The organism is Azospirillum sp. B4 (genome assembly GCF_000333275.1).
GTDB lineage: Bacteria > Pseudomonadota > Alphaproteobacteria > Azospirillales > Azospirillaceae > Nitrospirillum.
The window spans coordinates 1-14,285 of sequence record NZ_BACU01000631.1; the positions used below are offsets into that span (position 1 = coordinate 1).

The window sequence follows — 14,285 nt, forward strand, 5'->3', positions numbered from 1 at the left end:
AGGCGAACGGTCCAGCGCGGTGATGAAACCCGCGCGGTTGGGCAGGCCCGTCAGCGGGTCGGTGAAGGCGACGGAGCGCAGATGCTCGAACAGCGTGGCGGTTTCGAAGCCCAGCGCCACGTTGATGGTGAACAGGCGCACCAGGTCGCGCTTCTGTTCATCCACCGCGGTGGGGGTGGCCATGTAGATCGCGGCTGGATGCGCGCTGCCCGACTGCAGATAGAGGATGTCGCCGCCGCGGCTCTTGAACCCTTCCCGACGGGAGAAGGCCTCCAGCAGCGCCGCCTCGATTTCCATATTGCCTAGGGCCGCCAGTGGCTTGCGGATGTGGCCGGCGAAGCGGCCGGCTGCGGCCACGATGATGGGCCCGTCCACAGTGCCCTGTGCGCAGAGCAGGCCTTCCGGCTCTATGCCCATCTGGGCCGCCAACTGGATCAGCACCCCAGCGCTGAATTCGTTCAGGCTGCGCTCGGTGAACAGGTCGGCGGAAGCCTTGATCACTTGCTCCAGCCCCCGGCGATGCCGGTCTAGCGCCACGATCTGTTCGTAGGAGCGCAGGGCGGTGATGATGCTGGAGGCCAGACGGGTTACTGTCAGTTCCGTCTTGGCCTTGTAGTCGTTGATGTCGTATTGGCGGATGACCTCCAGTTCCGGGGCGTAGCCCGGCTGGCCGGTGCGCAGGACGATGCGGATTTGGTCGTTGCGCAGTTCCTCCCGGATGCGGCGCACCAAGTCCAGGCCGGCGCGTTCATCCTCCATGACCACGTCCAGCAGGACGACAGCCACGTCCTGGGTACCGGCCAGGTATTCGAACGCCTCCCATGCGGTGTAGCAGCTGTCCAGGGTCAGTTCCCGGCCGCGGAAATCCATGCCCTCCAGCGCCAGGCGGGTAGCCAGGTGGACCTGCTCGTCATCATCGACCACCAGGATGCGCCAGCCTGGGCCGCTTTGCCGGGCGGTCCCCCGATCATCCTCGATATGAATCAGGGCCTCAGCCGAATTAGCCATCAACCGGGCCTTTCGCTGGGGAGGGGGGCTGGTTCGGGAAAGGGACTGCCGATGGCCGCCGCGCGGGCGACGGTGGGAGAGGTCGTCGCGGAGCCATCGGCGGCCTTGGGGGCCACCAGGGGCAGGGTTAGGGTCACGGTCGTTCCCTCGCCCCGCGTGGATGCCACGGCGATCGCTCCGCCCAGGATGCCCGTGACGATGTTATAGACGATGTGCATGCCCAGGCCCGATCCCCCCTGGCCCATCTTTGTGGTGAAAAACGGTTCGAACAAGCGCCGCCGTACATCCTCACCCATCCCAGCGCCATTGTCCTGCACGCGCAAGGTCACCTCGCGGGCGTTCCGGCTGGCCTCGATGCGCAGCATCTGGCCGGTGGCGTGGCGGTCGCTGCGCGGATGGGGCGGTGTCGAAGGCATGCAGGTCGGCGTTCTGGATCAGGTTGGTCAGCACCTGCCCCAGAGGGCCGGGATAGCTGTCCAGGGTGATGCCCTCGGGAATGCTGCTATCGATGCGGAAGGGCGCGCGGCGCAGCATGGGGCCCAGCGTGGTCAGGGTGTCAGCCACCATGTCGCCCAGGTCGAAGGTTCGGCGCTGGGAACTGGCGCGGTCCACCGCCACCTGCTTGAAATGCTGCACCAGGGTGGTGGCGCGATCCAGGTTGCGTTCCAGCAGGTCGGTGCTGTCGCGCGCCACCCGGGCGAAGCGGTCCACCGTGCTCTGCCGCAACTGCCCCGCCTCGATATCCGCCAGGAAGCGCTTGGTTTCCAGCGCCAGGGTGCTGCTGGCGCTGACCGCGACCCCGAGGGGCGAGTTGACTTCATGCGCCACGCCGGCGACCAGGGAGCCCAAGGCCGCCAGCTTTTCCGATTCCACCAGTTGGTCCTGCAACTGTCGCAGGGTGGCCAGGCTGGCTTCCGCCTCCGTCTTGGCGGCGGAGAGCGACTGCGCCTCATCCGTGCGGGTGGTCACGAGACGGTCGCGCTCCGCGCTTTTGTCGCGCAGTACCGCCAAGGCCTCGGCCAGGCTGCCGATCTCATCACGCCGGCCTTGGCCAGGCAGGGGATGGTCGTAGCGGCCTTGGGCGAAGGCGGCCGTGGCTCGGATCATGGCGCGGAGGGGGGCGGCGATGGTGCGAATGGCCAGCGCTGTCAGCACGGCGCCCACCGCCGCCATCGCGCCCGCCGCCGCCAGGAGCATCAGGCGGGTGCTGGCGAAGATGGCATTGCCCTCCCGCGCCGTCGCCCGGCCCTGGTTCACGTTGAAGGCCAGGTCGCGCAGGATGGCGTCGTTCGCCTGGTTCTCGGCGTCGCGCAGTGGGCCGTTGTACAGCGCGATGGCGGCGGCCCGGTTGTGGGCCTCGACCAGCTCGCGCAGGCGGGCCTGATACTGCCGGATGGCGGCCCAGGCCTGGTCGAAGGCGTTCAGATGCTGCTCGTCCTCCGTGCGCATGACAATATATTGCTGATAATCGCGCCGCGCGATCTCCACGTCCTGGCTGCGACGGTCCAGTGCCTCCAGATCCTTGGCCAGGCTGTCGTCGCCATCGGTGAAAAGCAGCCGGGCCTCCGCCAAGCGATGGCTCTTGATGGCGGAAATCATCTGGCCGTTGACAGCCGTGCTGGGCAGCCAATTGTCGCGAATGACGGCGGCTTTGTCGTTCAGGGCGCCCAGGCGGTCGATGGCCAGCCCGACAACCACGACCACGCCCAGGATCATCAGGGCGAAAGCCAGCAGCAGGCGGACGCGCAATGAGAGGCCGCCGGCCAGGCGGGGAACCGGGGTTGAGGGGACGACCGTCATGCCTGCGGTTTCCAGGACGGAGGATCGGGGGCCGGAAAACTGTGCCATAAGCCGTGGTTCCGCTAGCAACCCGCCAACCGGTCCGGGGCCAAGCCTCGGCAGTGCGGGCGAAGGCGTCCCTTGCCGGGAAAAGGCAAATAATTGTCTCAGCTTAACGGTTGCCGTCGACGCTGGACAGGTCCAAGCCTCTATCCTCCGGTACAGGGTGCGGATGGGGCAAGGGCGCGAAAGGGGAAGTGGCGGCGGGCCAGGACGCACGGCACGGCCAAAAAGAAAAGGGCCGTCCCGCTGGACGGCCCTTCCCTATTTGAAGGGGCTCCCCGAAAGGGGGCCCGCTCCGATCAGACCGAGTAGTACATCTTGTATTCGATGGGGTGCGGCGACGTTTCGAACGCCAGCACTTCTTCCATCTTCAGGTCGATGTAGCTGTTGATGAAGTCCTCGGTGAAGACATCGCCCTTCTTCAGGAAGGCGTTGTCCGCGGCGAGGGATTCCAGGGCCTCACGCAGCGAACGGCAGACGGTCGGCACTTCCTTCAGCTCTTCCGGCGGCAGGTCGTACAGGTTCTTGTCCATCGCGTCGCCGGGGTGGATCTTGTTCTGAATGCCGTCCAGGCCGGCCATCAGCATGGCGGCGAAGGCCAGGTAGGGGTTCGCACCCGGGTCCGGGAAGCGGACTTCGACGCGCTTGCCCTTCGGGCTGTTCACGAACGGAATGCGGCAGGAAGCCGACCGATTGCGCGAGGAGTAGGCCAGCAGCACCGGCGCCTCGTAGCCCGGGACCAGGCGCTTGTAGCTGTTGGTCAGCGGGTTGGTGAAGGCGTTCAGGGCGCGGGCGTGCTTAATGATGCCGCCGATGTAGTACAGGGCGGTTTCCGACAGGTCGGCATAGCCCGAACCGGCGAACAGCGGCTTGCCGTCCTTCCAGATGGACTGGTGGCAGTGCATGCCCGAGCCATTGTCGCCGAACACCGGCTTCGGCATGAACGTGGCGGTCTTGCCGTAGGCATGGGCGACGTTATGCACCACGTACTTAAAGATCTGCATGGTGTCGGCCATGCTGACCAGGGTGCCGAACTTGATGCCCAGTTCGTGCTGGGAAGCGGCCACCTCATGGTGGTGCTTCTCGACCTCGACGCCCATGTCGGCCATCACGGTCACCATCTCGGCGCGCAGGTCCTGGCCGGCGTCGATCGGGGCCACCGGGAAGTAGCCGCCCTTGACGGCCGGACGGTGACCCAGATTGCCTTCCGGATAAGCCTTGCCGGAGGTGTAGGGGCCTTCCTCGCTGTCGAACTCGTACATGACGCGGTTCATCGAGACTTCGAACTTCACGTCGTCGAACACGAAGAACTCGGCCTCGGGGCCGAAGTAGGCGGTGTCACCAATGCCGGCGCTGGCCATGTAGTTCTCAGCGGCCTTGGCGATGGAACGCGGGTCGCGCTTGTAGGGCTGGCCGGTGGAGGGCTCCAGCACGTCGCAGAACACGGTCAGCAGCGGCTGGGCGGCGAACGGATCCAGGACGGCGGTGGCGGGGTCGGGCATCAGGATCATGTCCGACTCGTTGATGGCCTTCCAACCGGCGATCGACGACCCGTCGAACATCACGCCGTCGGTGAACATGTCCTCGTTCACGGTGCTGATGTGCTGGGCGGTGTGCTGCAGCTTGCCGCGCGGATCGGTGAAACGGAAGTCGACGTACTTGACGTCGTGCTCCTTAACCAGGTCGAAGAACTTCGCGATATCGGACATCTTGATGGGTTCCCTAAAGTTCTGGGAGATGTTGGGTTCACTACTGACGCACACAGGCAGGGAACGACGTCGCCCCCGACCTCATATTGTTTCCGGCACCCCTGGGCTACTCCCATCCCGGGGCGCCAGCCCCATACATATGATCATTGTTTCATGACCATTGATATCCCGGGCCGCCGCCGCCGGCACTCCGTCAAACAGCCACCCCGCAGGGGGCGTCGACGTCCAGCGGCGTCAGACGGCGTCCGGCCCCCGTTCCCCGGTGCGGATGCGGATGACATCCTCGACCGGGGTCACGAAAATCTTGCCATCGCCGATGCGACCGGTGTGGGCCGCCTGCTGGATGGCCTCGATGGCGCGGTCGACCAATTGGTCGTCCATGACGATCTCGATCTTCACCTTGGGCAGGAAGTCCACCACGTATTCCGCGCCGCGGTACAGCTCGGTATGGCCCTTCTGCCGGCCGAAGCCCTTGGCTTCCGTTACCGTGATGCCCTTGATGCCGACCTCATGCAGCGCTTCCTTCACCTCGTCCAGCTTGAACGGTTTGATGATGGCTTCGATCTTTTTCATCGCTTACGGCCACGCCTTCGCTTCAAGGGCGGGGGATGGTTGGCACCAGTGTCGGGCTGCTGTCGGCCGGTTGGGCCTGTAAGTCGACGGGTGCCGGAAAACCCCCCACGATTTCCAATTCGTTGTCCGGCCCATACCTTGATCCGACGGGGCGTGTCCCGCAATGAGGATAGCGTTCCCGCCTGTCGGATAGGTCTGGTCAGACCGGGGCAGGAGGATAGCACGCCCCATGCCAACCCGGCGGATGGGGCAGGGCCGGCCCTCCCGCTCCGCCTGCGCCAACGTATGCGCGCTCTGTGGGCAAACGACAGCACAAAAAATAGCCAATGGCCTTCTTTTTGTTCTTTTTGTCATTCCTGGCCCCCGGTTTCTGGGCGTGCCATTGCCTGGATTGCAGCCTTCCCCGGAACGCGACCCCGGCATGTGAAGATAATTTTATCAGAATGCTTGACGGGGCGGGGGCAGGTGGTGCAGAAACCCGCCTCACGGCGGCGGTGGTAGCTCAGCTGGTAGAGCTCTCGGTTGTGGTCCGAGCGGTCGTGGGTTCGAGTCCCATCCATCGCCCCATTCCTCCTTATTATATAAGGAGAGCAAAGGCGCCCCCTGCCGGGCGCCTTTTTGCTTTTTCCGGTCTCGGCCCACCGCGCTACACTGCCCGTCCGGCAGGCACCACGGGCAGTCCAGGCTTTCATGCGCACCCCCATCACCTTTGACGACATCCGCGCCCAGGCCCTGATCTGGCCGGGGGTGGAGGATGGCACGTCCTACGGCACCCCGGCGCTGAAGGTGCGGGGCAAGTTCCTGACCCGCCTTCGGGAGGACGGCGACACCCTGGTCGTCACCGGCGTCGACAGTGACGAGCGCGCTCTGCTGATGGCCATGGAGCCGGCGGTCTATCATGTCACCGACCATTATTTAGGCTGGCCCACCGTGCTGGTGCGCTTGTCCGGCATCCCTGACGGCCCGTCGCTGGACAAGGTGGTAGCCCTGTTGCACCGCCATTGGCGGGCGGTGGCGCCCAAGGCTCTGGTGCGACAGTTTGACGCCGGGGCGCCCGCCTAACCACCGGCATGCGCGGGTGCATCAGTGCCCGCCACAGCCGCTACCCCCGCATCCGCCATGTCCGCCGCATCCCCCGTGCCCGCCGCCGCAATGGCCCCCGCCATTGTTGCCGCCGCAACCACCATGATGACCGTTGCCACCACCGCTGTCGCCGGGGGTGACGTAGCCGTCCCCGCCGCTGCGGCTTAACTGGACTTTGGCATGGGCCAGGGGGCAGGGCCTGGGCCAGGCGTCGGCCGGCGGCGTGCCGTGGCGCTGCTCATAGGCGATCCAGGTGCGGGCGTATGCCTCAGGGCTACCGGCGCCGATGTCATGGTGGATGAAGCGGCCGGCCGCCGCCTGGCAATAGGCGGCGTAAAGGGCGGTGCACAGCACCAGCTGATGCCAGTAATCGTCCACCCGGCTGTCCGGCGCGCCCATAGGCTTGCGCGCCGCCCATACCGAGGCCGGGCCATGAGATCGAAATAGCGGCGGAACTCCGTTCCCAATGGCTGGCTTCGCGGGCGTCCAGGCCCTGGCTGTCGCGGAAGCGCGCTGTCGCTTGGGACAGGTCGTAGGTGAAGGCGATCTTTGTTTGTTTTTGTCGCAGATGCGCCAGGCGGCAAGCCCAGATGGCGATGGCGGCCCCACTGGTGGCCATGATCCAAGTACCCGGTCCCCAAATGGCGGACATAAGCCCTCGACGGGTGGTTGCGGACTATCCCATTCTACCGGGGCGGCACCGGTACCGCCAGCGCCGCGTTGTCCCGCCGGGGATGACATCAACCCCCAGTCGTTGCCGCCCGCGAAGGCCGTGCCATGGATCCGACCGCTTCGAATGCTCCTTCAGCCCTGTTGACCGTGGCGCGCATGCGCGCGGCCGATGCCGCCGCCATCGCCGGCGGCGTGCCCGGCATCGTGCTGATGGAGAATGCCGGCAGGGCGGTGGCCGGTGAGGTCATGGCGCGCTGGGGCGTGCGCCCGGTGGCGGTGCTCTGCGGGCCGGGCAACAACGGCGGCGATGGCTTCGTCGCGGCGCGCCTGTTGGCCGCCGCCGGCTGGCCTGTGCGCCTGGCCCTGCTGGGCGACCTGGATCGGCTGACGGGTGACGCCGCCCTGGCCGCCGCCGCCTGGGTGGAAATCTGGGGGCGGGACGCTGTGCTGCCGGCTGAGCCGGGGGTGATGGCCGGGGCCGGTATCGTCATCGACGCCCTGTTTGGCGCTGGGCTGACGCGACCCCTGGCGGGGCTGGCGGCCGACCTGGTGGCGGCGATGGCCGAGGCGCGCGGGCGCGGTGCCGTCGTGGTGGCGGTGGACGTGCCCAGCGGCCTGGATGGCGACACCGGGTGCAGCGTGGGCGACGTCATGGTGCGGGCGGACGTCACCGTGACCTTCTTTCGTGAGAAGCCGGGGCACCTGCTGCTGCCCGGCCGGGTGGCCTGCGGCGCCACTGTCGTGGCCGACATCGGCATTCCCGACAGCGTCCTGTCCACACCGGCGGTGGCGCCCGACGCCTGGCGGAACGCGCCCGCCCTGTTCGCCGCCCGCATGCCCCACCCCCGTATTGATGATCACAAGTACCGTCGGGGCCATGCCCTCGTGCTGGGCGGGGCGATCATGACCGGGGCCGCCCGGCTGGCGGCGCGGGCGGCGCAGCGGGTGGGGGCCGGCCTGGTCACGGTGGTCAGCCCGCCGGCGGCCGAACTGGTCTATCGCCTCAGCAGCCCCAGCCAGATCGTCCGTCCCATGGCAGGCGGGGAGGATGCGGAGGCGATACTGGCCGATCCGCGCATCACTGCCGCCGTGCTGGGCCCAGGTGCCGGCACGGGCGGGGCGGAGCAGGCGCTGCTGCGCGCCCTGGCCGCCGTGGCCGGTCGGCGGGGGGCGGACTTCGGCCTGGTGCTCGACGCCGACATCTTCACCGCCTTCGCCGGCCAGGCGGACGTCCTCAGGGACCATCTGGGGGGGCGCGCCGTGCTGACGCCGCATGAGGGGGAGTTTGCCCGCCTGTTCGGGGCCGGCCATGCCGTGCTGGGGGGCGACAAGCTGACGCGCGCCCGTGCCGCCGCCCGCCATCTGCGCGCCGTCGTGCTGCTGAAGGGACCTGACACCGTCATCGTCCATCCCGACGGCCGCGCGGTCATTGAGGCCGGGGGGCCGCCCTCCCTTGCCACGGCCGGGTCGGGCGACGTGCTGGCCGGCCTGTGCCTGGGCCTGCTGGCCGCTGGCATGGATGCCTTCCCTGCCGCCCAGGCGGCGGCTTGGCTGCACGCCCAGGCCGCCGTGCGCTTCGGCCCCGGCCTGGTGGCGGAGGATTTGGCGGAACAGGTGCCGGCCCTGTTGATGGCGCTGTCGTCGCCGGCCTGAGCAGAGCTTGTCGGGGAAGAGGTGCTAGAATTCCTATAAAATTGTAGATAAGACGGACCCTCCCTTGCCACTTTGACTGCGCCTTTCCCTTCTGGGCAGACCAAGTGCCTAAGGACGTACCGTCTGGAATATTGAGCACACCATATTCGCGATATGCCAAAAGCATTGCCGACACTAAAACAATGAGATATTCTTCATATAGATTCAAACCGCTTCGCGGCATTTGCCCTCCATGGGGGCGTGACTGACCGGCGTAATATCCGCCTGCAAGCGTGCTCAAGCGTCCAGTATCGGTGTCTAGATCGGGCTGGGGCTGGTACGTGATTCCCAAGTATCGGGTGGGGAGGATAAGGGGTCGGGCAATCACGAAGGCGCGGGGTGGGGCAAGGCGACGGGGCCTTCATCCCGAACGTCTGGCATCGGAACCGACTGTGCCCGCCTGTTATCGGGACGGAAGGGCGCCGGGCCTGCTTTATTAGGGGGGCGATTGTGGGCTTCTCTCTTTTTCGTCGGTCCCGCCTGGATGATCCTTTGCAGATCGGGGCGCAATATCGCCGTGTGGTATCCGGCAATGTCACGGAAACGGCCGAGGTGCTGACCATCACCACGGACAGCCTTCAGATTCCCCATGTGCGCTTCATGGTGCGCAACAACCTGCCCGAAGGCAGCTGCGCCCGCGAACAGCGCACCCTGTCGGCAGAAAGCTTCACCCGCCTGTTCAGCGAACGCGTCGCCAGCTGACGCGGTTCCCACGCATGGTCGAAACATGCGTCCGTTCCCTTAGCTCCCGGATCATTCTGGGGACGCCCCCGCCGGGCGCCCACACTGGAGCAACCGCCCACAGGTCGAATCGTTTTGGGTGTGAAGATGCTCGCGGACAGACTCAACGCTAGCCGACCGCGTCTGATTTAACGCGGGCGGTTGGCCGCGTCTCCGCGTGGCTGTGATCCAGGCGAGGTTTCTATCCAGCGCACCGATAGTCAATATCGCCAATACCAGATTGACCATCTCACGTACCTTCCGGATAGTGAAACCATCAAAACAGTGGCAGGCCGACCAATGCGCGGCCAAAAGTAAGGCCAATCACTCAAAGTATTCGCCGGCTATGCGGCCCGGGCATCGCTTTGATGTCTGGGAAAATGTCGCAGTGGGAAGCTGGCGGTGGTCTCCTGGCCAGGGACAAATACAAAAAGGGGCCGGAAGGGCCCCAATCGGGGAGGGCGGGATGTGCAAGGCGCTTCATCCCAGGGAATGCCGGTCGGTTGCGCAAGCGCGCCGGATGGCCATGCGTCCGGGCGGGGCTTTCAGCACCTGACCAGCCGCCGACACTCTCATCCATCCCCCCAAACAGTGGCCGGACCACCGGCCTGAACAAACGTCCGCACCGGTCGGCTGGCCGGTATGCGGCAAAGAACATGCCCAGGGAGGGAAGTCAGTTCATGAAGCGGAATATCGCATCCTATTCATCGCCGCACCGGCCGTCGCATCGGTTGGCCGGGGGCGCCGCGGCCTTGGCCCTGGCGGCGCTGATGGCGCTGCCGGCTGCGGCCCAGCAGGCGGTCCCCCAGGTGGACAAGGACAATACCGGCCTTGATGAGATCGTCGTGACGGCGCTGCGCCGGCGAGAATCCCTGCAGGAGGCGCCGGTGGCGGTCAGCGCCGTGACGGCGGAGGCGCTGGAGCGCCAGGGCATCACCAACGTGGCCGACCTGCAGAAACAGGTGGCCGGCCTGCAGATTTCCTACGGCGGCGCCGTGGCCGACGTCTACCTGCGCGGCGTGGGCAACTTCGCCACCGACCAGTACGCCGAATCCGCCATCGCCATGAACGTGGATGGCGTCTACATCGCCAAGCCCGCCGGCTTCAACGGTTTCTTCTTCGATGTCGACCGGGTGGAAGTGCTGAAGGGCCCGCAGGGCACGCTCTACGGCCGAAACGCCAGCGGCGGCGCGATCAACGTCATCACCAGGAAACCAGACACCGAAAAAGTCAGCGGCGAGGCGGGGATCGAGTTCGGCAGCTATGACCTGGTCAAGGCCAACGCCGCCGTGAACGTGCCGCTGAACGACAAGGTGGCGGTGCGTGTTTCCGCCCTGGTGTCCTCGCACTCCGGTTACCTGTCCGATGGGTACGACGATGACAAGACCCAGGCTGGCCGCTTGCAGGTCCTGGCCAAGCCGGATGACGTCACCTCCATCCTGGCCAGCTTCGATTACTCCCACGTTGGCGGCAAGGGTCCGGGCACCGTCCTGCTGGATCAGAACGGCCATGTGTTGAATTCCAGCGACCCGTGGATGGGCGCCTCCAGCGCCACGGCCAACGCCTTCAAGCTGGCGCAGAACGGCGCGCCACAGTTGCCGGTGCGGGACACCGGCTGGCAGAACATCCGCAACATGGGCGCGTCCGTGGATTTCGAGCGTGATCTGGGCTTCGCCAACCTGACCTTCATTCCCGCCGTCCGCTACCTGATGGACGACTATCTCACCTGGGTGCCCGGATTTTCCGACGCCGTGACCGACCACACCCTGACCTCCAGTGTCGAGGCGCGGCTGTCATCGGAGGAGGACAGCTGGCTGAAGTGGGTGGCCGGCCTCTACTTCTTCGATGAGGATGACAAGAACCACTTCCAGGTCTATCAGCTGGTTAACCTGGACTACGCCAGCTTCCCCGACCTGCACACCCGCAGCTACGCCGCCTTCGGCGACGTGACGGCGCCGGTGACGGAGAATTTCCGCCTGATCGGTGGCCTGCGCTACACCATCGAGGACAAGTCGCAGCGCGCGCTGGAATATGTCGGGTTTCCCGGCAACGTGAGCCTTCCGGCGTTCACGCTGAACGGCAACGATCCGCTGACCGGCCTGACGCAGTATGAGCACACCGGGTCCACCACCTTCTACGCCTTCAACTGGAAGGCCGGCTTCCAGTATGACGTGGCGCCGAAGTCCATGGTCTATTTCACGGCGTCCACCGGCTTCAAGTCGGGCGGCTACATCCTGTCGGACGCGCCCTACGACCGCTACGCCCCGGAAAAGCTGACCGCCTTCGAATTGGGCTCCAAGAACCGCTTCTTCGACGACCGGCTGCAGCTGAACCTGGAGGCCTTCTATTGGAAGTACAAGAACCACCAGGAAACCCTGTTCGGCCCAGTGGTCGAGAACGGCGTGGGCAACACCGGCCGCATCACCGTCAACGCCGGCGACGCCACCATCAAGGGCTTCGACATCAGCACCAAGTACAAGCTGACCCCCCGCGATCTGATCTCGGCCGACGTGGAATACCTGGACAGCATCTACGACAGCTTCAGCTTCTTCTCCTGGCTGAGCAGCGGCAGCCTGCCCTTCATCACCACCTGCAAGGCGGGGGCGACCGCCGTCCGCTCCGGCGTGTCGGGCCAGATGGTGGACTGCTCCGGTCGCGGCCTGATCCGAGCGCCCAAGTGGACGGGAACGCTGGGTTACGAGCATGACTTCGATCTTGCGGATGGCGCGGTGCTGGCCGCCAACATCGATAGCCAGTTCTCCTCCGGCTATTACTGGGGCATGGACTTCATCGCGTCCGAGTACCAGGGCGCCTACACCACCACCAACATCAGCCTGACCTACACGGCGGCCTCTGGCGGCTGGTCCATGACGGGCTACGTCAACAATCTGGAAGACGCGGTGATCTTCACCGGTGGCAACCAGGACATGTTCAAGCCCGGCATCGCCTACACCAACTTGCGTCCGCCGCGCACCTTCGGCGTGCGGGGCAAGGTCAACTTCTAGGCCGGGTGGCCGCTGCCGGACCGGGCCGCGGCCTTTCCTGAAGGCGGGAGCTCGCCGTCGCGCAGCCGCTCGGCGATCCGGTTGACCCTCGGGATGACCAGGGCGCCTGCCTTGGTCAACCACGTGCCGCCCGCCACTTGCAATCCTGGAAATCCACCGAACACCCATGGCCAGGGCCAACTACAGTCTGTCTACGAGCAGATTCGCGCCAAAAGGCGATTCCACATCCAGGTCGCCTCTAGCCTTCCGTATTAGCCCCCCCTGCCGCCTGGAACACGGGCCTGATTTGACCATATGGTCCAGTCGGATAGCCGTCCAAGGTTGTGTTCATTCCTGCCGCTAGCGGGATTGGGGGCGGCTAGGGGGGCGATGTGTGAAAGGTGATGGGATGGGCTGGAAGGACGCGATGGCCCCGGTTCCCGCAAGCGGCGAAACGCCTGCCGCTGGCGGTGCCTCTGCCATCTTTTTGCCACCGCCTTTGATCGTGGGTCCGGTGGGCAGTCTCGTCGATCTGGTTCAGGCCCTGTCCTTTTGCCGCGACCTGTCTGGTGTCATGGCCGTGGTGCGCATGGCCGCGCGGGCGCTCAGCGGCGCTGATGGCGTCACCTTCGTCCTGCGCGAGGGCGAGCTCTGCCATTACGCGGATGAGAATGCCATCGGACCGCTGTGGAAGGGCAGGCGCTTCCCCCTGGCCACCTGCATCTCCGGGTGGGTCATGCTGAACCGACAGCCGGCGGTGATTCCCGATATCTACCAGGACGACCGCATCCCCCACGACGCCTATCGGCCCACCTTCGTGAAAAGCCTGGTGATGGTGCCGGTGCGGGCGGAGGAACCGGTGGCCGCCATTGGCGCCTATTGGGCGACCACGCGCCATCCCCGGGCGGAGGAGGTGGCGATGCTGCAGGCGGTGGCCCATTCCACCGCCGTGGCCCTTACCAACGTCCAGCTGTATGAGAGCCTGCGCGCGGCGCTGGCCGAAAGCCAGGCGCGCGCGGAGGAGGCCGAAAGGGCCAACCGCGCCAAGTCCGTCTTCCTGGCCGCCATCAGCCATGACCTGCGCCAGCCGCTGCAGACCATGCGGCTCTACCACAACATGCTGAGCGAGCGGGCGGCCAACGGCCGGGCCGCCGCCAACACCGCCGGCGGCGCTGTGGCCGTGCCTTCGCCAGCCAACGGCCTGGCCAACGCCCTGGACCGCAAGCTCATCGCTGGCATGGGGGAGGCGCTGTCGGCGGGGGAGGAACTGTTGCGCGCCCTGCTGGACGTGTCGGTGCTGGATGCCGGCACGGTGGCGGTGAACCGCCAGCGCTTCGGGCTGGAAGCGACGCTGGCCGGTCTGGTCAGCGCCATCCGGGGCGACGCGGAGAAGGCTGGCGTGGACATCCGCTTGCGCCCGGGGGCCAAGGTCGGCCCACGGGCGGCGCTGGAGGAGGCGGACACCGATCCCGTCCTGCTGAAATGCGTCCTGCGCAATTTGCTGACCAACGCCGTCCGCTACACCGGTCGCGGCGGCCGGGTGCTGGTCTCCACCCGCCGCCGGGAGGGCGCCATGCTGGTCCAGGTCTGGGACACCGGCATCGGCATTCCCAAGGATCAGCTGGACACCGTGTTCGATGATTTCGTCCAGCTGGGCAATCCGGAACGGGACCGGACCAAGGGGCTGGGCCTGGGACTGGGCATCGTGCGCCGCATGGCCCGCCTGCTGGGCGTCACCGTCACCGTGCGCTCCGTTCCCGGCAGGGGATCCGTCTTCTCCGTCCTGGTGCCGGCCGTTGCGGCGGTGGGGTCGGATGACGCGGTGACAACTCCCAGCGACGGCTTGCTGACCTTCCCCCGCGACAGCCAGCGGCCGGCCCACCGGGAAAGCGACCCTCGCACCATCCTGGCGGTGGAGGACGATGCCCTGCAACGCATGGCGCTTGGCGCCATCATCGAAAGCTGGGGTTATCGCGTCATCACCGCCTCCGGCTCCGACGAG

Annotated in this window: 11 protein-coding genes and 1 tRNA gene; 6 read left to right on the forward strand and 6 right to left on the reverse strand. The window is 66.3% G+C overall.

The window, feature by feature from the left end; all coding sequences use genetic code 11:
• The 5 genes from I55_RS28210 to I55_RS28225 all read right to left on the reverse strand — a co-directional run.
• Positions 1-1,008: DUF3369 domain-containing protein (locus I55_RS28210; protein ID WP_148294028.1), on the reverse strand; the 1,008-nt coding region annotated here is incomplete at its 3' end.
• Positions 1,008-1,373, reverse strand: a complete 366-nt coding sequence (locus I55_RS33630) for a sensor histidine kinase (protein ID WP_159107295.1) — start codon at positions 1,371-1,373, stop codon at positions 1,008-1,010. The genes I55_RS33630 and I55_RS28210, both read right to left, overlap by 1 nt.
• Positions 1,297-2,808, reverse strand: a complete 1,512-nt coding sequence (locus I55_RS33635; protein ID WP_049974593.1) for an MCP four helix bundle domain-containing protein — start codon at positions 2,806-2,808, stop codon at positions 1,297-1,299. Before I55_RS33635 ends, I55_RS33630 begins: the two co-directional genes overlap by 77 nt.
• 341 nt (positions 2,809-3,149) lie before the next feature.
• Positions 3,150-4,559: a type I glutamate--ammonia ligase gene (glnA, locus tag I55_RS28220; protein WP_044564064.1), complete on the reverse strand. Its 1,410-nt coding sequence runs from the start codon at positions 4,557-4,559 to the stop codon at positions 3,150-3,152.
• Positions 4,560-4,793: 234 nt separating this feature from the next.
• Positions 4,794-5,132, reverse strand: a complete 339-nt coding sequence (locus I55_RS28225; RefSeq protein ID WP_004274165.1) for a P-II family nitrogen regulator — start codon at positions 5,130-5,132, stop codon at positions 4,794-4,796.
• Between the two features lie 491 nt (positions 5,133-5,623).
• Here I55_RS28225 and I55_RS28230 point away from each other — a divergent pair.
• Positions 5,624-5,699 (forward strand) — tRNA-His (locus I55_RS28230).
• Positions 5,700-5,822: 123 nt separating this feature from the next.
• Positions 5,823-6,194: an MmcQ/YjbR family DNA-binding protein gene (locus I55_RS28235; protein WP_199902758.1), complete on the forward strand. Its 372-nt coding sequence runs from the start codon at positions 5,823-5,825 to the stop codon at positions 6,192-6,194.
• Positions 6,195-6,215: 21 nt separating this feature from the next.
• Here I55_RS28235 and I55_RS37910 read toward each other — a convergent pair whose 3' ends face one another.
• Positions 6,216-6,614, reverse strand: coding sequence for a hypothetical protein (locus I55_RS37910; RefSeq protein ID WP_049974594.1), 399 nt, complete (start codon positions 6,612-6,614; stop codon positions 6,216-6,218).
• Between the two features lie 378 nt (positions 6,615-6,992).
• Between I55_RS37910 and I55_RS28245 the strand changes: the two genes are divergently transcribed.
• From I55_RS28245 to I55_RS28260, 4 genes are all read left to right on the forward strand, one after another.
• On the forward strand, positions 6,993-8,540 hold the full coding sequence (locus I55_RS28245) for a bifunctional ADP-dependent NAD(P)H-hydrate dehydratase/NAD(P)H-hydrate epimerase (protein ID WP_044564065.1): 1,548 nt from the start codon (positions 6,993-6,995) through the stop codon (positions 8,538-8,540).
• 531 nt (positions 8,541-9,071) lie between these two features.
• Positions 9,072-9,281 (forward strand): hypothetical protein, encoded by a 210-nt coding sequence (locus I55_RS28250; protein ID WP_044564066.1) that lies wholly within the window; start codon positions 9,072-9,074, stop codon positions 9,279-9,281.
• Between the two features lie 698 nt (positions 9,282-9,979).
• Positions 9,980-12,304, forward strand: coding sequence for a TonB-dependent receptor (locus I55_RS28255; RefSeq protein WP_159107296.1), 2,325 nt, complete (start codon positions 9,980-9,982; stop codon positions 12,302-12,304).
• A 493-nt stretch (positions 12,305-12,797) separates the two neighbouring features.
• On the forward strand, positions 12,798-14,285 hold a 1,488-nt coding region (locus tag I55_RS28260; RefSeq protein ID WP_159107297.1), incomplete at its 3' end, for an ATP-binding protein.